The sequence below is a fragment of the Halosolutus gelatinilyticus genome, from assembly GCF_023028105.1.
Taxonomy (GTDB): Archaea; Halobacteriota; Halobacteria; order Halobacteriales; family Natrialbaceae; genus Halosolutus; species Halosolutus gelatinilyticus.
Genome location: NZ_CP095491.1, coordinates 1,281,962 through 1,303,453, shown reverse-complemented (window position 1 = coordinate 1,303,453; position 21,492 = coordinate 1,281,962). Strand labels below are relative to the sequence as shown.

Annotated in this window: 20 protein-coding genes; 11 read left to right on the top strand and 9 right to left on the bottom strand. The window is 66.7% G+C overall.

What is annotated here, in order from left to right:
- Window positions 1-4: 4 nt before the first annotated feature.
- On the top strand, window positions 5-574 hold the full coding sequence (locus tag MUH00_RS06605; protein WP_247003223.1) for a DUF6789 family protein: 570 nt from the start codon (window positions 5-7) through the stop codon (window positions 572-574).
- A gap of 135 nt (window positions 575-709) precedes the next feature.
- Entirely contained in the window at window positions 710-1,516 is an 807-nt protein-coding gene (locus tag MUH00_RS06600; protein ID WP_247003221.1) for an ABC transporter permease, read from the top strand.
- A 37-nt stretch (window positions 1,517-1,553) separates the two neighbouring features.
- On the opposite strand, the gene MUH00_RS06595 is transcribed toward MUH00_RS06600, so the two are convergent.
- The 4 genes from MUH00_RS06595 to MUH00_RS06580 form a co-directional block, all read right to left on the bottom strand.
- Window positions 1,554-2,648 carry a glutamate-cysteine ligase family protein gene (locus MUH00_RS06595; RefSeq protein ID WP_247003220.1) on the bottom strand — a complete coding sequence of 365 codons (1,095 nt, stop codon included), beginning with the start codon at window positions 2,646-2,648 and terminating at the stop codon, window positions 1,554-1,556.
- A gap of 184 nt (window positions 2,649-2,832) precedes the next feature.
- Complete coding sequence (locus tag MUH00_RS06590) at window positions 2,833-3,327, bottom strand: YciE/YciF ferroxidase family protein (RefSeq protein ID WP_247003218.1); 495 nt, start codon at window positions 3,325-3,327, stop codon at window positions 2,833-2,835.
- 39 nt (window positions 3,328-3,366) lie between these two features.
- A complete protein-coding gene (locus MUH00_RS06585; RefSeq protein ID WP_247003216.1) occupies window positions 3,367-3,957 on the bottom strand; it encodes a YciE/YciF ferroxidase family protein in 591 nt (196 codons plus the stop codon).
- A 10-nt stretch (window positions 3,958-3,967) separates the two neighbouring features.
- On the bottom strand, window positions 3,968-4,294 hold the full coding sequence (locus MUH00_RS06580) for a DUF5789 family protein (RefSeq protein WP_247003214.1): 327 nt from the start codon (window positions 4,292-4,294) through the stop codon (window positions 3,968-3,970).
- Window positions 4,295-4,494: 200 nt separating this feature from the next.
- Here MUH00_RS06580 and MUH00_RS06575 point away from each other — a divergent pair, with 200 nt between their 5' ends.
- Together MUH00_RS06575 and MUH00_RS06570 are read left to right on the top strand one after the other, a co-directional pair.
- Window positions 4,495-5,844, top strand: a complete 1,350-nt coding sequence (locus MUH00_RS06575) for an MmgE/PrpD family protein (protein ID WP_247003212.1) — start codon at window positions 4,495-4,497, stop codon at window positions 5,842-5,844.
- Window positions 5,845-5,966: 122 nt separating this feature from the next.
- Window positions 5,967-7,250, top strand: coding sequence for an outer membrane protein assembly factor BamB family protein (locus MUH00_RS06570; protein WP_247003209.1), 1,284 nt, complete (start codon window positions 5,967-5,969; stop codon window positions 7,248-7,250).
- Window positions 7,251-7,430: 180 nt separating this feature from the next.
- Here MUH00_RS06570 and MUH00_RS06565 read toward each other — a convergent pair whose 3' ends face one another.
- Window positions 7,431-7,982 (bottom strand): HXXEE domain-containing protein, encoded by a 552-nt coding sequence (locus tag MUH00_RS06565; RefSeq protein WP_247003208.1) that lies wholly within the window; start codon window positions 7,980-7,982, stop codon window positions 7,431-7,433.
- A 76-nt stretch (window positions 7,983-8,058) separates the two neighbouring features.
- Between MUH00_RS06565 and MUH00_RS06560 the strand changes: the two genes are divergently transcribed.
- A complete protein-coding gene (locus MUH00_RS06560; RefSeq protein WP_247003206.1) occupies window positions 8,059-8,997 on the top strand; it encodes a metallophosphoesterase family protein in 939 nt (312 codons plus the stop codon).
- On the opposite strand, the gene MUH00_RS06555 is transcribed toward MUH00_RS06560, so the two are convergent.
- Complete coding sequence (locus MUH00_RS06555; RefSeq protein ID WP_247003203.1) at window positions 8,962-9,660, bottom strand: type 1 glutamine amidotransferase; 699 nt, start codon at window positions 9,658-9,660, stop codon at window positions 8,962-8,964. The genes MUH00_RS06560 and MUH00_RS06555 overlap by 36 nt on opposite strands.
- Window positions 9,661-9,863: 203 nt before the next feature.
- Between MUH00_RS06555 and MUH00_RS06550 the strand changes: the two genes are divergently transcribed.
- Entirely contained in the window at window positions 9,864-10,256 is a 393-nt protein-coding gene (locus MUH00_RS06550) for a hypothetical protein (RefSeq protein WP_247003202.1), read from the top strand.
- Window positions 10,257-10,284: 28 nt separating this feature from the next.
- Here MUH00_RS06550 and MUH00_RS06545 read toward each other — a convergent pair whose 3' ends face one another.
- The 3 genes from MUH00_RS06545 to MUH00_RS06535 form a co-directional block, all read right to left on the bottom strand.
- A complete protein-coding gene (locus MUH00_RS06545; protein ID WP_247003200.1) occupies window positions 10,285-10,515 on the bottom strand; it encodes a hypothetical protein in 231 nt (76 codons plus the stop codon).
- 109 nt (window positions 10,516-10,624) lie between these two features.
- On the bottom strand, window positions 10,625-12,472 hold the full coding sequence (locus MUH00_RS06540; protein ID WP_247003198.1) for a PKD domain-containing protein: 1,848 nt from the start codon (window positions 12,470-12,472) through the stop codon (window positions 10,625-10,627).
- A gap of 109 nt (window positions 12,473-12,581) precedes the next feature.
- Complete coding sequence (locus MUH00_RS06535; RefSeq protein ID WP_247003196.1) at window positions 12,582-14,162, bottom strand: SagB/ThcOx family dehydrogenase; 1,581 nt, start codon at window positions 14,160-14,162, stop codon at window positions 12,582-12,584.
- Between the two features lie 439 nt (window positions 14,163-14,601).
- Between MUH00_RS06535 and MUH00_RS06530 the strand changes: the two genes are divergently transcribed.
- From MUH00_RS06530 to MUH00_RS06510, 5 genes are all read left to right on the top strand, one after another.
- A complete protein-coding gene (locus tag MUH00_RS06530; protein WP_247003195.1) occupies window positions 14,602-16,602 on the top strand; it encodes a MutS-related protein in 2,001 nt (666 codons plus the stop codon).
- A gap of 104 nt (window positions 16,603-16,706) precedes the next feature.
- On the top strand, window positions 16,707-16,874 hold the full coding sequence (locus tag MUH00_RS06525) for a DUF1059 domain-containing protein (protein WP_247003193.1): 168 nt from the start codon (window positions 16,707-16,709) through the stop codon (window positions 16,872-16,874).
- Between the two features lie 130 nt (window positions 16,875-17,004).
- Window positions 17,005-18,135, top strand: coding sequence for an ORC1-type DNA replication protein (locus MUH00_RS06520; protein WP_247003191.1), 1,131 nt, complete (start codon window positions 17,005-17,007; stop codon window positions 18,133-18,135).
- A gap of 112 nt (window positions 18,136-18,247) precedes the next feature.
- The gene (locus MUH00_RS06515; RefSeq protein WP_247003189.1) at window positions 18,248-19,336 is read left to right on the top strand and encodes a saccharopine dehydrogenase family protein; all 1,089 of its coding nucleotides are present in this window, start codon (window positions 18,248-18,250) and stop codon (window positions 19,334-19,336) included.
- Window positions 19,337-19,530: 194 nt separating this feature from the next.
- On the top strand, window positions 19,531-21,459 hold the full coding sequence (locus MUH00_RS06510) for a multicopper oxidase family protein (RefSeq protein WP_247003187.1): 1,929 nt from the start codon (window positions 19,531-19,533) through the stop codon (window positions 21,457-21,459).
- The last annotated feature ends 33 nt before the right edge of the window (window positions 21,460-21,492 follow it).

The window sequence follows — 21,492 nt, the reverse complement described above, 5'->3', positions numbered from 1 at the left end:
CATCATGGCTCTCCAAGACCGGATCCCGCGGTTTCGATCGACGAGCGAACCCCGCGAGGGGCCGCGTGCGACGGCCGAACAGTCGCAGACCGAACACGCCGTCTACGCGGCGATTCGCGGGCTCCAGGCTGGGTTCGTCGCGACCATCATCATGACGGCGTTCCGGCTGCCGATCATGCGATCGCTGCCGCCGTCGGCGAACTTCTGGTCGCAGTACGTCGCCGGCGGCGATCCCGACGAGCACCCGATAGCCGGCCTCCTCTTGCACTTTGCGTACGGAATCCAGGCGGGCGCGATCTTTGGCGGCCTGTTCGCGCTGCAAGACGCCGAGCGATCGATCGAGCCCGAGCAGCGGGGCATCATTTGGGGAATGATCTACGGCATGGCCCTCTCGGCGTTCGGCTCGCAAGTGATGTTGAAGGAACTACTCGGTATTCGACTCGGCGGCGACGAACTCGCGCTGTTTCACGCCGGCCACCTCGTCTACGGGCTCTCGCTCGGCGCCTGGGTGGGCTCGCGAACGGAGGGTGTCGAGGATCCGGAGGAAGAGTACGAGTACGACGACGGGAACTAAATTCACAATATTGTGGTCGAGGATAGCGGTTTTTAGCAATACTACTCGAAAGTTATCAATTTCTAACAGGCGTATTACGGTCGCCCGAGACCGGTCATAACAACCTGTTTACCCCCTCGTACGCCCCGTTCGCGTATGGAGATCGGAGTCGTCGCCGGCGTCGTCCTGATCGGGTTCGTTCACGGCGTCCTGCCGGACCACGGCTGGCCGATCGCGGCGACGTACGCGCTGAACCGACGACGGCGCTGGTTGTACGGCGTCGTCGCGGCGCTGGTGCTCGGGATCGGACACCTCCTCAGCAGCGTCGCGCTCGTGGTGGCGTACGTCTGGTTCGGCGCCTTCGCCGAATTCGCGGAGGGGCCGTGGATGCGCTACGTCGCGGGCGTCCTCCTGATCCTGCTCGGCGTCCACGAGTATCGACGCGGCGGGCACGGCGATCACAGCCACCATCGCCACGAACCGGAGCGCGCGCATCGCGACGAACGCGGTCACGATCGTCACAGCCATCACGACCACCACGGGCACGATTGTCACGAACACGGTCCCCAGAATCACCACGTCCACGCTGACGGCGCTGATACCGGTGTACTCGCCCGCGTTCGTTCGGCACTTCCCGGCGGCGGCCACCACCACCTCAGCGAGGAGCACGCCGAACGGGGGCTGGCTGCCCTCGGGACGACGGCGCTTCTCCTCGGATTCGCCCACGAGGAACCCGTCCAGATCCTCGCGATCTGCGGCGGCGCCGGTACCGATCGCTGTCTCGAACTGATGCTCGTTTACTCGTTCGCGGTGATCGTCGCGATCGTTCTGCCGACGCTGCTGTTGCTCGCCGGCTACGAACGTCACCGCGATCGGATCGAGCGCTACACGCCGTATCTGCCGACGGTGACGGCGATCATCCTCGTCGGGATGGGTGCGGCGTTCATCGTCGGCCTCATCTGAGACGGCGGCACGGCGGCGGGCACCCGTCCGACCGCGGTCAGGACTCGACGGTTCTCAGTAACGTCTCGACGTCGGCTTCGAGCGCGTTCGCGTACTCGAGCCGGAGATCGCGCGCGTCGCTCCGGGTGACGTACTGCCGGCCGTCGATTCGGGTCGAGATCGGGTGGTAGTCGGCGACCGAGAACCCCATTCGATCGAGGTAGGCGGCGACCCGGTCGTTCTCGATCCCGGTGCGCATCGCGACGTCCGCGAGGTCGCACGCGGTCTCGAAATCGGGGAGCGTGATCCCATCGGTCGAGACGCGACCCGGTTCGCGGCCGCCGTGGTCGCCGATCCGGACGTTGGTGTGGTGGAGTCGCTCCATCACCGCCCGCACCTCCGCGGTCAGCCGCAGGAGCTGGCTCGGGAGCGCCGCGTCCGGCGATCGCCACTCGACGGTCGGCATCGACTCTCGCAACCGAATCGGCGTCCAGACCACGTCGTCGGGACAGAAGTGGTCCTCGACCGCGGCTTCGTCGACGCCCGCCTCGATCGCCGCCGCTTTGAACTCCTCGAACCGGCATTCGAGGCGGCGGCGCCACTCGCCGACGGTGTCGACGTAGGCCCACAGCTGACCGTGTTTCGGGAACTCTTCGTACGCCTTCTTCCGGTACCAGTAGGCCCGGGCGCCGTTCGCGACGGGCGTTCCCCGAACGTACGGCGACGAGTTGACGAGCGCGAGCGCCGGATCCAGCGCGATGAGCGCGTTGAGCTGGTCGGTGACGTTCCGTTTCTCGACGTGGATGTGCGTCCCCGCACAGTACTTGGCGCGGGCGAAGTCGGATCCGACGACGGCCTCCTGAATGCGTCCGCGCTCGCCGGAGCGGCGCGAAACCCCGTCGCAGTTGATCGGGGTTCCGAGCGGGACGAGTCGCTTGTCCAGTTCGTCGGCGCGCGAGAGAACCTCGTCGAGCTGCCGGAGAAACCGACGCCGGAGCGCGTCGATCGACTCGCACGGTTGCGTTTTCAGTTCGACCAGCGGTTCGACGAACTCCTCGACGGTCCGATCGGAGCCGTCGGTGAGTTCGCCCGGCGGCGCGAGCTCGCCGTTCCGATCGGTCACCCAGTACTCGACTTCGATGCCCGTGTTCATTCCTGATTGTCTCGGCCGTTCGGGTACTCGTTCCGACGATTCGATCGGCGCGATCGGTGAAAATCGGGCGTTCGTACGATGTCGTCTCGTTTGTTCGGTCGTGGTCGTCGAATCGAACCGCCCTGCAGCCGCATGCGGTATTTCCGAGTCGCCGGGCCGCCGAACGCAGGAGCCGTCGCGGTCCTCAGTCGCGTTCGCTCCCGGTCGCGACCGGAAGCGATAGGTCGGACTCGACGTTCTCGAACGCGTCGAGCGCTTCGCGCTCCTCCTCGAGGGTTGCTTCGAGCGGCGCGGTGACGTCGTCCGCGTAGGCCAGCCGACCGGCGAGCCTGAGTAGCATCTCGTACGACCTGATCTCGAGGCGTTCGGCCGCGAGTCCGATCTCGAAGTCGACGACGGCGGGCGGCTCGCCCGCGTCGAGGCGCACGCGACGCGACTCGGCCAGGCCGTCGACCGCCCGCGATCGACTCGCTGTCGGCCGTCGACCGAGGGCTGCGAACGCGTCCTCGAGTCGTTCCACGTGAGTTTCGGTCCGATCGCGGTGGGCCGCGAACCGATCGGCCAGATCGTGCTCGGCGTCCGCCGCCATCTCCGAAAGCAATTCCACGTGCGTTCGTTCGGCGTAATAGACGTGCTGGAGTCGGTGGCCGAACAGGTCTTCGAGCGTTTCGAGGTTCATGGATGGAGAGGTATGTGTGGCTGGATGCGTTCGACGCGGTCACCACGATCGGTCGAGCGAACTCCGGTCGGCGTTCTCGTCGACCGTCGTCGCGGCGAGCAGCGTCTCGATCGCGTCGCCGTCGGCCAGCGATTCGAGATCCGTTCGCATCGCGCGTTCCTCGTCGTAGCTATCCTGCAGCGCGTCGATGACGGCGTCGCCCTCGTCGCCGAGCGCGCCGGCGATCGCCATCGCCGTCTCGTAGGCGGTACACTCGATCGCTTCGAGTTTCAGGGCGACTTCGAGGTAGTACAGCGGCCGCAGCTCGTCGTTCAAGACGACGTTGTTGAACGCCTCCTTGTCCGCGAGCAGCCCGTCGAGTTCGGGCGCGCGCCGCGTCGACGGCTCTTCGCCGAGCACGTCGAAGGCCTCCTCGACTCGCTCGCGGTGACGATCGGTCTCCTCGCGGTGCTCGTCGATCCTCGCCCGCAGTTCGTCTCGACACTCCGTGACGCGCGCGTCGTCCAGGGTGTCGATCGCGACGTCGTTCGCGAGCGTCTCGAGCTCGGTACGCAGCTCTCGCTCGACGTAGTAGAGGCGCTCGAGTTGGGCTGCGAGGGCGTCCGCTGGCGCGTGATCGCTCGTGCTCATCTGTCGATCCTCAGAACGATTGCTGGCTTCGCATGTGTTCGTCCGTCTCGTGGGGGCTGTCTCCGCGATCGCTGTACCGGGGCCGGCCCACGGCGTCCCGACGCACGCCGTTTAAGATCGCGAGTTCGAGCTCGTCTTTGGTCTCGTAGGTCTCGTGCCCGGACGTCTCGAGGATCGCCCGCAGCGGATCCGACTCCCGCGGATAGACGATCTCGACGTCGGCGAACTCCGCGAGCACCTCCTCGGTCGTCGTGGGGAACGTCGCATCCTCGAAGAGCTGGCCGACGTCGCCGATCGCCAGCGATCTGATCTCGTCCGCGTCGTCGATGTGGCTCATCGAGGAGGGCTACCGGCATCGGTGGCAAAGCCGTACACCCTGCCCTCGACGACCGTTCAAAACGGGGGCGAACCTCTCGAATCGCCAACGCGCCGCCTCGACCGCCCTCAACGCCGATACGCGGCGACTCGGACGATCGGGACCGTCGCTCGAGCGACGCCACGCCAAGAGGTTTGACGCCGTCCGTGGAAGCCGCGCGTATGACCACCACGGAAACGCTCGCGGAATTCGTCCAGCGGACCGGCTACGGCGACCTCTCCGACGACGTTCGCGACGCGCTCAAGCGGCGGTTGCTCGACTCGATCGGAATCGCGATCGCCGCGCAGGAGGCCGAACCACCCCGGATCGTCCACCGGACGGTGACGGACCTCGAGGATAACGGCCCTTGCACCCTCTGGCTGCGCGACGGGAGCGCGTCGCCGGTCCAGGCCGCGATGCACAACACCGCGCTCGTCAGGTACCTCGACTACATGGATTCGTTTCTCGCTCCCGACGAGACGCCCCACCCGAGCGACAACGTCGGCGCGGTCGTCGCCGCCGGAGAGTACGCCGATGCCACGGGCGAGGACCTGCTCGCGGGGCTGGCGATCGCCTACGAGATTCAGGCCGAACTCGCCTGGAACGCGCCGGTTCGCGAGAAGGGGTTCGACCACGTCACGCACACCGTCATCTCGACCGCCGCCGGCGCGTCGAAACTCCTCGGCCTCGACCGCGACGAGACTCGGAACGCTATCGCGATCGCCGGGACCGCGCACAACGCGCTTCGAGTGACCCGCACCGGGAGGATCAACGAGTGGAAGGGCATCGCGTCGGCCAACGCAGCGCGTAACGCGGTCTACGCGGCGATGCTCGCGAAAAACGGGATGGCCGGGCCGCGGAACCTCTTCGAGGGCCGGAAGGGGTGGCAGGCCGTGATCTCGGGGCCGTTCGAGGTCGACCTGACGCCCGGCGAGCGCGTGCACGACGTGATGACGAAGCGCTACGTCGCGGAGACCTACGCGCAGTCCGCGGTGGAGGGCATCATCGAAGTCGCCGAACGCGAGGGGATCGACCCCGAGAACGTCGCGGGGATCAAGCTCGAGACGTTCGGCGGCGCGAAACTCATCATCGGCGGCGGCGAGGGCAACCGGTACGAGGTCGAAAACCGGGCCCAGGCGGACCACTCGCTGCCGTACATGCTCGCCGCGGCGCTGATCGATCGCGACCTCTCGCTCGCGCAGTACGAACCGGAGCGCATCCGGCGCGACGACGTACAGGATCTGCTTCGAATCGTCGACGTCAGCGAGGATTCCGACCTCACCGAGCGCTTCGAGGCCGGCGAGATGCCCGCCGTCATCGACGTGACGATGGACGACGGCACCACCTATCGGGTCGAGAAGGACGCGTTCCGCGGCCATCCGACGGATCCGATCGGGTGGGAGGGTCTCGAGGAGAAGGTCGAGACGATCACCGGAGAGCACCTCGCCGATACCGAGCGCGACGAGCTCATCGAGACGATCCGGACGATCGAAGACCGAGACGTCGCCGACCTCGCGAGCCTGCTGTCGTGACCGGGGCAGGTCTGGATCTGCCAGGACGCCGAGACCGCGAGCGACCGCCGCTCGAGCGTCCCCGTCGGAGAGTCAACCGGATGACAGAAGACTGATACGGACCGGCGGACACCGAACGGACGATGAACGACTCCTCCCGCCGGCGCGTGCTGACCGCCGTCGGCGCGTGCGCGATCGGTCTCGCGGCCGGGTGTCTCGATTCGGACGCCGACGAATCCGGGAACGCCGACTACGAGATCACCGCGGACCCAGACCAGGGAACGATCCCCGACGGCGTCGTCCAGTTTCGGGGATCGCTCGAGAACTGGGGATACTACCCCGAGGAGACGGTGCCTGACGCCGTCGAGGAGGACTGGCGAGTCCCGGATATCAACACGGGCGAACACACGGCCGCGAAGGCGAGCGCGGTTCCGCGCCCGGGCGGCGGCGTGGTGCTGCCCGGGGACACCGGCTACGTGACGGCGCTGTCGGCGGACGGCGAGGTCGACTGGCGGGGCGAAACCGACATGGACGGTCGCGGCGTCCACGGGACCCCCGTCGTCGCCGACGATCGGGTCTACGTCGGCGCCTACGACGGCGTCTTCTACGCCTTCGACGAGGAAAGCGGCGACGAGGTCTGGTCGACGAAGCTCGGCGGCTCGATCGGCTCCAGTCCCAAGTACGACGGCCGGCGGCTCTTTATGGCCGTCGAGTACCCCGACCCCGACGGGAGCACGTTCGCGGTCGACCCCGACGACGGCGAGATCCTGTGGGAGGACGATCGCAGTCGCCCGACCGACCACCCTCACTCGACGCCGGCGATCGATCCGGCGACGGGAACGATGGTGCTCGGGTCGAACGACGGCTCGCTCTACGCCTGGGACTACCCCGACCTCGAGTTCGCCTGGGAGTTCGAGACGAACCCCGAAAACGACACGGACGGCGAGATCAAGGGCCCGATCGCGACGTACGACGGCGCGGCCTTCTTCGGCTCCTGGGATCGGCGCATCTACCGGGTCGATCTCGAGGACGGGACCGAAGACTGGTCGATCGAGACCGGCGGGTTGTCGATGGTGGGGCCGGGGATCGACCCGCACGACCACGTCGTTTACGCGGGGAGCCACGACGGCACCCTGTACGCCCTCGATCCGGACACCGGCGACGAGTACTGGAAGTTCGGAACGGGTCGCCCGCTGACCGGCTGTCCGACGGTCTGTGCCGATCGAATCGTTTTCGGGTCGAAGGATCGGACGCTGTACGCCGTCGAGAAGGCCTCCGGGGACGAAGTCTGGCGAGTCGACCACGAGGGCGTCGTCACGAGCACGCCCCTGGTCCGCGACGGCGCGATCTACTACGCCGAGCGCGCCCCCGATCCGGCGCACGGCGAGACCGATGGCGGCGGGTACAAACTCGTCGCCATGGGGTGACAATTCGGCGAGCGTCGCCCCGCGAACGCCGTCGGCGACCTGTCATCGCGTCCAGATCGATCGGTGCGTCGGCGCGAACTCGGAATCCGGGACCTGTGCGGGAGCACCCGGCGTTTCGGATTCGAACGGGCGTCTGTCGGCTACTCGTCGGTCGTCCGTGAGCGCACCGGTCGAGAGACGCTACGAATCGAACCGACCCTTGGTGAGAAGTAACACGATGGGGTACGCCATGAGCAGCGCTCCGCCGACCACCGAGAGACTAACGGACGAGACGGTGGCAACGCCGTCGCGGTACGCGCCGTAATACACCCATCCGGATATCGGCAGGAACAGGAGGACGGCCGTGACGAGACCGGGCGAAAACACTCGCGTTCTGATCGTCGGGAGTATGTGAAAGAACACGGCGTTGATGAGAGCCAGCGCCGGAAACGTCAGGCTGAGCCACGGGGCTCGCCACCCGATCATGGCTGCGCTGATTCCGAGGACGATCACGCACCCGTTCGTCAGATAGAAGTCGCGCCAATCGACGTCCAAATGCAGCGTGCTCGTCGCCCACGCCCTCCAGTTGTACTGGTACTCCTCTACGATGTGCAGCGCGTAGGCGGTCACCATGACCCACAACAGGTAGTCGTATTCGACGCTCGACACGAAATCCTCTCCGAGTCTCCCTCGGGTACCGAACGTCACTGAGCCAGTTATACGTTTGCCGGCGCGCCTCTCGCGGACGTCCATACTCGTCCACTCGCCGGTGGTCGTCGGTACCGCCGGAACCGGAATATTACGTATCTCGCCGGCGTTCGACAACCCGATGCCAGCCCGACCGCATCCCGGACAGCTTCTCGCGCGCCTCGAGCGACCCACGGCGACCGACCCGACCCGACTCGCCGTCTGCTCGGACATTCACCTCGCGACGGACGCCACGGGAACGTGGAAGGTGTTTCACCGCACGGAGCGCCACCTCCGCGGGGCGGTCCGCGCGGTGAACGAACGGGATCTCGACGGGGTGATCGTCGCGGGCGATCTGACCCGCAACGGCGTGCCGGCGGAGTTCGATCTGTTCGACGAACTCGCCGACTTCGAGCCGCCGACGGTCGCCGTGCCGGGCAACCACGACTTTCCGACGACGTTCGACGAGCACGAATCGCTCCCGATCCCGGAGTTCGAGGAGCGGTACACCCCCGGAGGGTTGCCGTTCCGGATCCGGCTCGGCGACATCGCGGTGTTCGGGCTCGACAGCCACGCCGCGACCCCCGGCTCGCCCGCGGAGACGTGGGACGGTCGCATCAGTTCTGAACAGCTGATGTGGCTCGACGAGGAACTGACCGAGACCGACGCCGACGCGTCGATCGTGGTGATCCACCACAATCTGCCGGCGACGGGCGACCTCTACGCGCGGTACGGCGACGAGTTACCCGTCCAGGGCGAGGTGCCCGGTTTTTCCAACCCGGAACCGTTGGTCGACCTCCTCGCGCTGCACGACGTCGCGCTGGTCGTCACCGGCCACCTCCACTTCCCCGCGATCGAACGCGCCGACGGCGTGACGGAACTCACCGTCCCTGCCGTCTCGTCGTTTCCCCACGGCCTCCTCGTCCTCGATATCGACGAGCGGGGGACGGTCGTCCAACTCGTCCCGCTGACGGACGGCGAGGGAATGGTCGAGTCGATCGCCCACGGCTACGAGAAGGATCGGGTGTTGCTCTCGGCGGCGCAGTTAGCGACGTTCCCGCTCGTCGACGACTTCGAGTGACGCTTCGTCTCCGTCCTCGTCCGCCGCGACGATCGCCGCGAAGTTCTCGAACACCGGAGTCGCGTCGGTCGCGTCAAACCCGTTCTCGCCGTCCGTCCAGTCGAAATCCGCTTCGAGCCGATCGCGCAGCGCGACGGTGAACTCGGGGTGGAACTGGACGGTCCACAGCGGCGCCTCGCGATGTCGGGTTCCGAAGGTACGGTAGTAGTCGGTCGAGGCGATCACGTCGAGTTCGTCACCGGGTTCGGTCACGACGTCGCCGTGGACGGCCGGCACGATCGACGAGACGCCGTCGAAGAGCGGATCGTCGGCGAGATCGGCCGCCACCGGACGGGCGGTCGCGCCGACGCGTTCGACGGTACCGCCGAGCGCCGCGTTCGCGATTTGGTGGCCGAAGCAGACGCCGAGCGTGGGGATCTCGCGATCGATCAGCTCCCGCACGAGCCGTTGCTGGTCGGCGATCCACGGTCGATCGTCGACCTCGTAGACGCCCGCGGTGCTGCCCGTGAGGACGACTCCGTCGACGCGATCGAGATCGGCGCGCTCGCCGGCCGGATAGTCGATCTCGCGGGCGTCGGGAAAGTGGCCCGCGAGGGCGTCGCAGTGGTACTCCGCGGCCGGATCGACCTCGTTGCGGACGACGACCAGCGTCGGCGAACTCATCGTTCGCTATTCGATCGGGACGCGAAAAAACGCTATCGGCGATCGTCCGAACGCCGCGATCGATCGGCCCCGAGGACGATCGCGCCCGAGACGATCGCGTATCCGAAACGTGATCACCCGCTTGTTCTCGGCCCGAAATCGGTCACGGGACCATTGATAACGCAAGGATCACGCCGATTTTCGCGTCGGCTGTACGATCGCGTATGACCGACTACGAGATGCACGAACCGGAGTTCTCGGGGACGACGACCGAGGAGCGGGACGAGCCGCAACTCGAGGATTTCGGCATCTCCGAGCGCTGCTCGGATGGTCAGGGAGACTCGAACGAGTCTCGCCAGACCGACGACCTGAGCGAGGTGGCAGATCACTTCATCCTCTCCGCGTCGGGATTCCCGCCGGAGAACTTCACCGATCTCACGTTGCCCGTCGTCGATCCCGACGGCGACCTGAACAAGAACGCGCTTCAGACGACCAAAAGCGGCGGCCACGGGATCGGCGCGGTCGAGGATCTGAACGACGAAAAGGCCGAGGAGGTCGAAAACATGACCGACGACCTGGCCAACGAACACTTCGAGGACGCCGACTTCGGCGACTGAGCGCCGTTCGATCGCGGGACGTCGCTCCTTACGCCGGATTCGACCCGGAGGAGCCGCCACGGCCGAGTCGGAGTACTCTGATCACACCCTCGGCCACGAGCCCGATGATCGTCCACTTCCAGGCGAGGGCGGCGACTCCCACGAGCAGGAGGCCGCGAGTTCGGTTCCCCTGACTGAACGCCGTTTTCGCCTCCGAAAGCACCGAGATGACCGTCAGCGATCGGGTCGCCCGCGAGCCGAGGAGTTTCTTGAGCACCATACCTGTCCTACGCGTGTCGACTGGATAACGGCCCCGCCGGAGCGCGCAAGCGATCGAGTACGCGTGCTAACCGTCAGTGGGTCGGTGGACTCCGAGTCGGTCGCTGGGGTCATCGCTCGGACGGTCCGTCTCCGAATCGGCGTGTCAGGAGGTATCCGACACCGGTCGCGCTCACGAGCGTGCCGATCGCGCCGAATCCCGGAACGCTATCCCACGATTCATCCACCATCTCCTCGCCGCCCGCCGAATCTTCGCTGGCGGCCGAATCGTCGTCGACCGAATTCTCTCCCTCAGTCGGGTCCGCCGCTTCGGTGCCGTCGGAGTCGTTCGCGGCCGCCACCGTTACCGGTTTGGTCCTCGTCTCTTCGGTCCCGTCGTCGAGGACGATCGTCAATTTGACGGCGTACTCGCCCGGTTCCGCGAAGCTATGGCTCATCGTCTCGCCGGTCGCGGTGGTTCCGTCGCCGAAGTCCCACGCGTAGACAACGACCTCCCGTCGCACCGAACCCGAGTCTCTCGCGTCGAATGTCACCTCCTCCCCGGCGGTCGGCACCTCGGTGGTCGTGGCGAACGTCACCTCCGGGACCAGATTCTGGCCGAACTCGCTGACGTCCTCGCCGTCGATGCTCCGTCGGTGAAACGCCGCGATATCGCCGATCGCGGGAATGGGGGTGTGTCCCGCGTCCTCGTAGACGCGGAACTGCGCGTCCACGCCCGCTTCCCGGTAGATCTCCTGCGATCGAGGGAACCGCTCGGCGATCATGTCCTCGCCGTAGACGTCGAGAGCGAGGTCGCGAAGGTCGTCGTCCGACCACGCGTCGTCGTACGGGATGGTATCGTTGTCGTCTTCCGCGCCCATGTAGAGAAACTGGTTCACCTCGTCCACTGCATCGGCGTCGTACGGCTCGCCGGTCAGCTCCTCGAGGTCCGCGACGCCGACGTGGAACGGGAGCGGGGTACCGTCGACCTCATCGACCGGCAACAGGGGCATCCCGTTGAGTCCGCCGGCCGTCACGGACAGAACGCGATCGGGATGGAGGTGTGCGAACCGATCGACGAAGTTCCCCGACGCGGAGAAGCCGTTCAGAATGACGTCGTCTCGGCCCTCCCTGATGGGAATCCCTCGCTCGTGGAGACGATCCTGTGCGTCTTCGACCATCCGGAGCAACTGGAGATCGATTCGCTCCAGCGGTCCACCCTCGATCGCCAGCGTGCTGTCGTCGAGTGCGTGCGTGTAGTGCGTCCAGTCGACGGGATCGCTCTCCGAGCGGGGAAACACCGGAACGACGAACGGGACGCCGATCCGGTAGGCGAGCGTCTTGCCGGAATCGAGCGTTTGCTCTGCAGCCTCCCTGTGGACGGCGAAATCGTCGTCCGGCGTTCCGGTATTGACCGGTTCGACGAGGATCGGCTTCTCGGTGGGCGTCTCGTCCTCGCTCGCCGAACTATCGGGGGCGTAGAGGAAGTACGGGTAGTTGAAACCGCGTTCCGGATCGGCATCGACTCGCAACTCGTCGATGCCGCCGGTTCGTCCCGACGAGTCGACCCGAACGATCGCCGTATCCTCGTCGAGTACCGAGCCGTTCGACTCCCAGAGATACGCCGTAAGACTCAGTTCGTCGGAGTCTGACGGCAGCTCCACCGGAAATAGGTCGACGTCTTCGACGACGTCACCGGCGGCCAGATTGAGCCGTTTCCGCGAACCCCAGATGATGTCGGTAGGGTCGTTTCGACCGATCGAGACGAACCCGTCCACGTCGGTGGCGGCCCGCGCGATCGTGAGCGACGACCCGTCGGTGCGCTGATCCCGAAAGACGACTTCCGGCTCCGGATCGCTCCGTGATGCGCCCGTTATCCCGGCGATCCCCGACCCGCCGAGCGCGACGCCCGCCGTCCGTAGCATCGTCCGGCGATCGATTCGGGCTGGTCCCGTCCCGTTACCGCGGGAGTTATTCACGCAATTCATAATGCCACTTCCATAATGTTGGTTATTTATAGTTATTACGATAACAATTTCCGCCGACCACGGCTCGGTTCGTTGCGATAGCGCCGTTCGACGCTCGCGCTCACGCCGCCCGCCCGATCGTATACAGAAATGTCGGCGTCTGTCCGGCCGCCCGCGGCGCGAAGAAGTCCGCCACCACGTCGTCGTAGAACGTCAGTCCGGTCCCGCCGAGGTCGCGGTGGGCGTAGGTCGCCAGGTACAGCCGCCCCGCGGTCAGCGATGCCTCGAGTTGCGCGACTCGATAGCCTCGATCGCCGAGCGCGTCGACGATCGCGTCCAGGTCGGTCAGGAGGTACAGACAGACCGCGGCGTCCGAGCCGAGACGCTGGTCGAGCGCGAGGTGTCCCGCCTCGCTTCGGAACTCGCCGGATCGGAGGCGTTCGAGTTCGCCCTCGCCGGGGTGATAGTGGTAGCTCCCGGCGTCGAGGCCGTCGACGCCGTTGACGATCAGGTAGGGATCGACGAACGCGAGCGGATCGTCGTCCGCTCGCCTCGCGTCCATCGGAACGCCGCGAACCGCCCGATCGAGCACGGTCGACAGCTTTCGGAAGCTGATCGGCTCGCGATCGTACTCGCGACAGGAGCCGCGGCGCCGGATCGTCTCGTGCAGCGGCCGACTCGACGCGGTCTCGCGACCGACTGGATCGAGCGGCACGCGCTCGCCGTCGCCGGGATCGCGGGTTCCGATCGGACCCGCGGGCCGATCGGCGCGCCACGACTCGGTTTCGCCCCCGTCGGCGAGCGCGCCGGCGGCCCACGCTTCGTAGATCAGCGGGAACGCTTTCTCGTTCGGCGAGAGGGGTTCGGTGACGGGATCTATCGAGTCCGGATCGTCCGCGCCGGCCGGCGGCGCGTTCGATCCCGTCCCCTCGCCCTCTCCCTCGCCGATCGGGACGATCTCCAGCGGCGCCTCGCGCTCGGGATCGACGCCGATCAGGGCGGCGACCGGCCGATCGGCGAATGCGGTGACGACCTCGGCCCGGTAGTCCAGCGCGTGGGCGACGGCCAGCAGGTTCGCGAGCGTCGTCCCGGAGTCCCAGAAGGCGTGCCGGAACGTTCGCTCCTCGTACTTCCAAGCGTTTCGCCACCACGTCGAGGTCGCGACGATCGACAGCGGGGCGGTCGCAACGCCGTCGCGTTCCGTCGCGGCGGCGAGCGCGCCGCGGAAATCACCCTCGCGGAGCACGTCGAGCGACAGCGATCGGGGATCGAAGTGGTAGACGCCGGCGTCGAGCGATGCGTCGTCGTTCGAGGGCGGCGAATCACCGAGGTCTCCGCAGACGACGTACAGATCGACGTGGTACAGCGCACCGGTGGTCGCCGCGGCCCGGAACAGGAGCGTGCGGCCCCGGCGATCGATCGATTTCGTGATCCCCGCCGCGTAATAGCAGAGGGACGTGACCGTCTCCAGATCGAGGTCGTGGCTCCGGTTCGGGTCGCCGTCGGGCGTCGATTCGGCGATCGCCGCGAGCGCCGGTTGCTGTGGCGGGCGGACGCGATCGGAAAGCGACCGCGACGGCAGGTCCTCGTAGACCTTGTACGGTCGGGGCTTGTTGTCGAAATCCAGCCCGCGGCCGCCCTCGCGAACGCTTCTGGGCGAGTGTTTCGTCCGCTCGTGATAGGTTCGGGCGCCTGTCGGCATGTCGGATGCTACCACGACGAATGCGAAAAAAGCGATCGTGTTCGGATCGCGTGTGTTCAGTACGACGACGATTGAGAACACCACGAAAGCCCCTGGCGGCATCCGGTTGAGGGCCTCGTTGCGCGCTTTCTTCACTTTGTCCGGTCAGTGCTCACTTCGGCCGTCTTCCCGGCTGCCGACAGCCCGTTGCATCCCCTCCCGTGTCGGCTGGTCGGGGTTGCTATCGCGGGTGGGAATGAAAGGGGCTGCCGCCCGCGATGTGCGAGATGACGCGAGCACCGAACGAAGTGAGGCGCACAGCGAGTCGCAGCCGTCGCGGGTGGCAGGGGCTTTCGTGGTGTTCTCGAGTAGCCGTATCACTCGAAGAAATATCAAACATCTTACAAAAGAAGCGGGCGGGAACTTTTTCTCCGTTCGATGGGATAGGCCTGTCAGAAGAATGGATCTCGAGTCGATTCCGGGCGTCGGCGAGAAGACCGCCCGGGCACTGTCGGAACTCGACGATCCCGAGCGAGCGTTGCGATCGGGCGACGTCGCGCGGGTCGCCGAGGCACCCGGGATCACGCAGGGGCGCGCGGCGCGCATCGTCCGCGGGGCGATCCGCCGCGAGCACGACGATCCCGGTGGCTTCCTCGCGACCGATCGCGCCCGCGAGGTCTACCGCGAGGTGCTCGACCTGCTCAAGGAGCGGACCGTCACCGACTACGCGGCCCAGCGCCTCGAGACGTTCTACCCCAGTCCGCGCCGATCGCGCATCGAGGAGGCCCAGTCCTTCGCGGCCGACGCGGTCGATCGCGACTACGACGCGGCCGTGCTCGACGCGCTCGAGGGGGTCGAACCGCTCGCGACCCCGGGCGACGTCCGCGTGCGCGAGCGGTGTCTGGCGACCGCGAACGCCGAGCGCTACGCCGAGGCGCGCGAGGCGATCCCGGAACTCTCCGTCGAAGTGATCGAGGACGCGCAGGGACTGGCGGAGCTCGCGCGCGGCTACTCGACGGTGATCGCGCTCGACGAATCCTTCACCGGCGTCACCGTCGAGGGCGACGTGCAGGTGCGGCCGAACGCGTTCGAAAACCCCGCCGAGGTCGTCCCCGAGCGCCCGCTTGCGTTCTTCGCGCGCAACCGCGATCGGCTGCGGGCGGCGATCGCGGTCCACCGCAGCGCCGGCCTCGACCCGGATTGCGATCTCGACGCGTTAGAGGAGGGCCTGTCGCGGCTCGACGACGACGGGACGGTCGCGGGCGACGACGAACTCGATCGGCTCACCGACGCCGTCGACGACCTGGATGCGGCGGCGAGCGCGGCCGAGAGCGCCGCCAACGATCGGCTCCGGGAGGCGATCCGCGAGCAGGACGTGACGATCGAGGGCTCGGATCTCCTGTCGCTGGTCGAGCGCGGGGCGGGCGTCGACTCGCTGCTGTCGCGCGAATTGGCCGACGAGTACGCGGACGCGGTCGAGGCCGCCCGCGGGCACCTGGTCGACGCGATCGATCTCGACCCCGGCGAGGCCGAACTCGCCCGGCGCGCGTTCAGCGACGAACCGACGTTCCCGGTCGAGCGCGACGAGGACGTGATCGGCCGGCTCCGCGAGGAACTGACGGCCGCGAAGGAACGCCGCGCGGGGCGGCTCAAGCGCGACCTCGCGGCCGACCTCGCCGATCGGCGCGAGGGGGCCCGCCAGCTCGTCCGGAACGCGCTCGAACTCGACGTCGAACTCGCGATCGCCCGCTTCGCGGACGAGTTCGACTGCGCGATGCCCGAGTTCGTGTGGGAACCGACCGGGGCCGACGGCGATCCGACCGGATTCGCGATCGAGGGCGGGCGCTCGCCCCTGTTGACCGAACCGCTCGAGGCGATCGATCCGGTCGAGTACGAGGTCTCGGGGGTCGCGCTCCTCTCGGGGGTCAACAGCGGCGGGAAGACGTCGACGCTCGATCTGGTCGCGAGCGTCGTCGTCCTCGCGCACATGGGGTTGCCCGTTCCCGCCGAGCGCGTTCGGCTGCGTCGGTTCGACGATCTGCACTACCACGCGAAGACCCAGGGGACGCTTGACGCGGGGGCGTTCGAGTCCACCGTCCGCGAGTTCGCCGATCTCGCCACGGGCGGCGAGGGATCGCTCGTCCTCGTCGACGAACTCGAGAGCATCACCGAACCCGGCGCGAGCGCGAAGATCATCGCGGGCATCCTGGAGGCGCTCTCGGAGAACGGCGCGACGGCCGTCTTCGTCTCCCACCTGGCCGGCGAGATCAGCGAGATGGCCGACTACGAGGTCACGATCGACGGCATCGAGGCGGTCGGTCTAGTCGACGGCGAACTCGAGGTAAACCGCTCGCCGGTCAAACACCACCTCGCCCGCTCGACGCCGGAACTGATCGTCGAGAAACTCGCCGGCGAGGGCGAGGCGACCTTTTACGATCGGCTGCTCGAAAAGTTCGACTGACCGTCGTCGCGCGTTCGAATCGATCTCGAACGCCCCGAATCTCCTTTGAGCGTCTGGATTGTGCAAGTACAACGCCTACCGCGATCCCGGGACTTTGCCACGGCATGGCATACCAGTTCCAGTGTCCGCAGAGGGAGTGTCAGTTTCTGATCCGATCGAGCAGCAGCGAAGAACTCGAACGGCTGGTGCGAGCGCACGCGCGGGTGAGCCACCGCGGAAGGTTCGATCGAGCGGACATCGATCGGCGTACGACGCGGATCGAGGTCGTGTGAGGGCGTCGCGAACGCGCGAGCGATCTCGTCGGCCGATCGGTTTCGGACCCGATCGGCGAGCGGGCGATATCGGGGCCGAAACCCGTATTCCTGCGAACAACTAAGTAGCTTCGAGAGCGTGGTGAAAGTAATGGTGGACGACCCCGACGAGGGGATGTTGTCGTGGGACGAGTCCGTGTTCAAAAACGAGCACGTCTTCGAAATCGACTACGTTCCCGAGACGTTCAAACACCGCGAGGAACAGACCCGGAGTCTGACGTACGCGCTCCGGCCGGCGGTGCGCGGGTCGCGCCCGCTGAACGTCATGGTCCGGGGACCGCCCGGAACGGGGAAGACGACGGCGATCCAGAAGCTGTTCGACGAGGTCGGCGCCCAGACCAGCGACGTCCGGACGATCCGCGTCAACTGTCAGGTCAACGCGACCCGGTACTCGGTGTTCTCGCGGCTGTTCGAGGGAACCTTCGATTACGAGCCCCCCTCGTCGGGCATCTCGTTCAAGAAGCTGTTCGGCCAGATCGCCGAGAAACTCGTCGAGGAGGATCGGGTCATGGTCGTCGCCCTCGACGACGTCAACTACCTCTTCTACGAGAACGAGGCCTCGGACACGCTGTACTCGCTATTGCGGGCCCACGAAGAGTACCCCGGCGCGAAGATCGGCGTCATCGTCGTCTCGTCGGATCCCGCGCTCGACGTCATCGAGGAACTCGACTCCCGAGTCCAGAGCGTTTTCCGGCCCGAGGACGTCTACTTCCCGGTCTACGACCAGCCGGAGATCGTGGACATCCTCGAGGAACGCGTCAAACGGGGCTTCCACGACGGCGTCATCTCCCGATCGACGCTCGAACGCGTGGCCGAACTGACCGCCGAGAGCGGCGACCTCCGCGTCGGCATCGACCTCCTTCGCCGGGCGGGGCTCAACGCCGAGATGCGCGCCAGCCGCACCGTGGAGATGGAGGACGTCGAGCAGGCCTACGAGAAGTCCAAGTACGTTTCCCTCTCCCGAAGCCTCTCGAACCTGACCGACACCGAGCGAGCGCTGCTCGAGGTGATCGCCCACAACGACGGCGACCAGGCGGGCGACGTCTACGAGGCCTTCCACGATCGGACCGCCCTCGGCTACACGCGCTACTCCGAGATCGTCAACAAACTCGACCAACTGGGCCTGATCGACGCCGACTACGCCGACGTCGACGGCCGCGGCCGCTCGCGGTCGCTCTCGCTCTCCTACGAGAAGGGCGCGATCCTCGATCGGCTCGAGTGATCGCCGGCCGCGGTCGAGTTTCGCCGCTCGAATCTCCGCGAGTCCGATCGTCGAGCGGAGCCTGACGATCGCCGGCCCGCCGTTTAACCGCCGACGCCCCGTCGCCTCCGACATGGACTCGCTTCTGATCTACGGCTCGTACGGATACGTCGGGCGTCTGATCGCCGAAGAAGCGATCGACCGCGGGCTGGATCCGATTCTGGCCGGGCGCGATCGAGACGACCTTCGCGAGCAGGTGGACGAGCTCGGACGACCGGGACGGCGGTTCGCCCTCGACGATCCCGAGACCGTCGCCGAGGCGGTCGCGGACGTCGACTGCGTGCTGAACTGCGCCGGCCCGTTCTCGAACACCGCGGATTCGATCGTCGAGGGCTGCCTCCGGAGCGGGACGGACTACGTCGACGTCACCGGCGAGATCCCGGTCATCGAACGGATCGCCGATCGGGACGCAGAGGCCGCGGACGCCGGCGTGACGCTGCTTCCGGCCGCCGGCTTTTCGACGATTCCGATGGACTGTCTCGCCGCCCACTTGGTCGATCGACTCCCCGACGCGGAGCACCTCTCGCTGGGCGTCGACTCGTTTCGAATCCCGTCGATCGGAACGCTGCGGACGGTGATCGAGGGGATCGAAGACGGCGGCGCGATCCGTCGGGACGGCCGTCTCGAGTACGTGCCGGCGGCGTGGCGAACGCGTCGGATCGACTTCGGTCGCGGAACTCGCCCGGGCGTGACGATGCCCATGGGCGACGTTTCGACGGCGTACTACACGACCGACGTCCCGAACGTCGAGGTCTACGCGTTGATGCCCCAGCCGGCGCGACTCGCGCTGAAAGCGCATCGATTAGGCGCGCCGCTCCTGGCCCCTGCGCCGGTCCGAACGGCGCTGAAGACGCTCGCCGGGATCCGCGACGGGCCCTCGGAACGAGCGCGCCGGCGGGGATCGGCGTTCGTCTGGGGCGAGGCGCGCGCCGACGGCGACCGTGCCGTCTCTCGACTCCGGACGCCGGACCCGTACGTCGTGACGATCGACGGTGCCCTGACGACCGCTCGACGGGTGCTCGACGGCGACGTCGAGCCGGGGTATCGGACGCCGGCCGGCGCGTTCGGTTCCGAGTTCGTCTTCGAACTCGACGACGCGGACGGCTTCTTCGACGAGGAGACGCCCGACGAGACGTCGCCGGTCAGTGCGGTGCTCAGCTAGCCACCGCAGAACGGGTTGACCGCTTCGACGCGCGTTCGATCGGCGTTTGCGACCGATTTCGCGCCGGAATTTCAGTCCGATAACTATATTTCAGTGTTATATCTAATTATATGATATTCATTGAACCCTATATTCCAGAGACATTCGTTAAATCGGCCAGAGTCTTAATTAAGGATGCCTGACGATAGGGGGGTATGACAGACTTCGAACTTTTGCGGCGGCGGTTCCTGCAAACGGGGGTTGCACTCGGGGCCGCCGGAGCGCTTCCCTGGAAGACCGTGGCGGCGTCGGAATCGTCGCCGGACCTAGAGAAGTTCGTCCAGCCGCTGCCGATTCCGGCGGTCAGGAAGCCGGATGGGCGAAAGCGCGGGGCCGACTACTACGAGATCTCGATTCGGGAGTTCGAACGGAAGGTCCACCCGGATCTCCCGCCGACGACGTTCTGGGGCTTCGACGGCCAGGTTCCGGGGCCGGTCATCAAGGCGCGTCGCAACAAACGGATCAAAGTCAACTTCGACAACAGCGAGTTGCCCGAGGAGCACCTCTTCGAAGTTGACGACCTGATCCACGGGACGAAGCTCGAAGACTACGGCGGGTACGACGGGCCGGTCCCGGAGGTCCGGACGGCCATCCACCAGCACGGGCTCAAGGTGGAGGAGGCGAGCGACGGCCAGGGCGCCATGTGGAAGGCGCCCGACGGGACGACCGGGCCGCGGTTCGTCAAGCACGTCCACGACCTGCCGAACCGGCAGGACCGGACGACCACGACGTACCACGACCACGCGAAGGGCATCAGCCGGCTCAACAACTACGCCGGCCTGAACGGCTTCTACATCATCGAGAGCCCCTGGGAGAAGTGGCTGAATCTCCCGCGCGGCGAGTACGACGTGCCGATCATGCTCCAGGACAAGACGTTCAACGAGGACGGATCGCTTCACTACCCGGACTCGTTCGTGGCGGATTTCGCGGGCGACACCGCCTTTGTCAACGGCGCCGTCTGGCCGTACATGGAGGTCGAGCCCCGCCGGTACCGGTTCCGGCTGGTCAACCAGTCGAACGCCCGGACGTTCGGCCTCTCCCTGGAGAACGACCACGGGCACGACGCGCCGCCGATGTACCAGATCGCGCCCGATCACGGGTTCCTGGAGGAGGTCGTCTCGATCGGCCATCACGGCGACCTCGACTCGCTGTTGCTCGCGCCGTTCGAGCGCGCCGAGGTCGTCGTCGACTTCTCCGAGTACGCCGGCGCGACGCTCACCCTGACCAATGGCGCCGAGTTCCCGTTCTCGGGAACGGGCGATCACGGCGGTCACGACGACCATGACGGTGGCATGGATCACGGTGACGACGGCATGGACGGGATGAGCACGGGCGACCACGGCGACGACGAGATGAGCCATGACGACGGTGACATGGATCACGGCGATGGCGACATGGGCCACGGCGACGACGGTATGGACCACGGCGGCGGCGATTTCCCGGGGCTACCGGAACTCATGCAGTTCCGCGTCGGTCACTCGGCCAACGGGGCCGATCGCAGCACCCACCCGGCAGATCTGTACCTGCCTCACTGGCCCAAATACCACGAGTACGCGGCCGCGGAGACCCGTCAGATGACGATGGGCATGCGGATGGGAGAAGACCCCGCGCTCCACGTGTTAAACGGCAAGACATCCTACGAGGGCGGCGACTACGCGAAGCCCCAGTACGGAACGACCGAAATCTGGGAACTCAAGAACGAGGGTCACCACTCCCACCCGATTCACCTGCACCTCGTCGACTTCGAGGTCATCGGACGCGGTCCGGACGGGACCGACGACCCCGCGCCGAACGAGCGCGGTCCGAAGGACACCGTTCGCGTCGATCCGGGCGAGACGGTCCGGATCATCACCCGGTTCGACGGCTTCGCCGGGAAGTACATGTGGCACTGCCACGTCTTAGAACACGAGGATCACGCGATGATGCGCCCGTTCGAGGTCGTCACGGGCGACTTCGGAAGACACCCCGGATGGGGGAAGGGCTGGGGAGGCCGCAGGGGCCGCAAGGGTCGCAAAGGCCGCAAAGGCCGTGGAAGTCGACGGGGCCGAAAGAGCCGCAAGGATCGAAACGGCTGGTGGGACTGAACGGACCGGACGAACCGGGAACCGCTACAACGG

Bases quoted from the DNA above. Each gene is read 5' to 3' on its own strand.
- MUH00_RS06575 (WP_247003212.1), top strand. From the start codon at position 4,495: ATGACCACCACGGAAACGCTCGCGGAATTCGTCCAGCGGACCGGCTAC.
- MUH00_RS06530 (WP_247003195.1), top strand. From the start codon at position 14,602: ATGGATCTCGAGTCGATTCCGGGCGTCGGCGAGAAGACCGCCCGGGCA.
- MUH00_RS06580 (WP_247003214.1), bottom strand. From the start codon at position 4,294: ATGAGCCACATCGACGACGCGGACGAGATCAGATCGCTGGCGATCGGC.
- MUH00_RS06560 (WP_247003206.1), top strand. From the start codon at position 8,059: ATGCCAGCCCGACCGCATCCCGGACAGCTTCTCGCGCGCCTCGAGCGA.
- MUH00_RS06555 (WP_247003203.1), bottom strand. From the start codon at position 9,660: ATGAGTTCGCCGACGCTGGTCGTCGTCCGCAACGAGGTCGATCCGGCC.
- MUH00_RS06605 (WP_247003223.1), top strand. From the start codon at position 5: ATGGCTCTCCAAGACCGGATCCCGCGGTTTCGATCGACGAGCGAACCC.
- MUH00_RS06595 (WP_247003220.1), bottom strand. From the start codon at position 2,648: ATGAACACGGGCATCGAAGTCGAGTACTGGGTGACCGATCGGAACGGC.
- MUH00_RS06570 (WP_247003209.1), top strand. From the start codon at position 5,967: ATGAACGACTCCTCCCGCCGGCGCGTGCTGACCGCCGTCGGCGCGTGC.
- MUH00_RS06590 (WP_247003218.1), bottom strand. From the start codon at position 3,327: ATGAACCTCGAAACGCTCGAAGACCTGTTCGGCCACCGACTCCAGCAC.
- MUH00_RS06515 (WP_247003189.1), top strand. From the start codon at position 18,248: ATGGACTCGCTTCTGATCTACGGCTCGTACGGATACGTCGGGCGTCTG.
- MUH00_RS06585 (WP_247003216.1), bottom strand. From the start codon at position 3,957: ATGAGCACGAGCGATCACGCGCCAGCGGACGCCCTCGCAGCCCAACTC.
- MUH00_RS06535 (WP_247003196.1), bottom strand. From the start codon at position 14,162: ATGCCGACAGGCGCCCGAACCTATCACGAGCGGACGAAACACTCGCCC.
- MUH00_RS06510 (WP_247003187.1), top strand. From the start codon at position 19,531: ATGACAGACTTCGAACTTTTGCGGCGGCGGTTCCTGCAAACGGGGGTT.
- MUH00_RS06600 (WP_247003221.1), top strand. From the start codon at position 710: ATGGAGATCGGAGTCGTCGCCGGCGTCGTCCTGATCGGGTTCGTTCAC.
- MUH00_RS06520 (WP_247003191.1), top strand. From the start codon at position 17,005: ATGGTGGACGACCCCGACGAGGGGATGTTGTCGTGGGACGAGTCCGTG.
- MUH00_RS06545 (WP_247003200.1), bottom strand. From the start codon at position 10,515: ATGGTGCTCAAGAAACTCCTCGGCTCGCGGGCGACCCGATCGCTGACG.
- MUH00_RS06525 (WP_247003193.1), top strand. From the start codon at position 16,707: ATGGCATACCAGTTCCAGTGTCCGCAGAGGGAGTGTCAGTTTCTGATC.
- MUH00_RS06550 (WP_247003202.1), top strand. From the start codon at position 9,864: ATGACCGACTACGAGATGCACGAACCGGAGTTCTCGGGGACGACGACC.
- MUH00_RS06565 (WP_247003208.1), bottom strand. From the start codon at position 7,982: ATGGACGTCCGCGAGAGGCGCGCCGGCAAACGTATAACTGGCTCAGTG.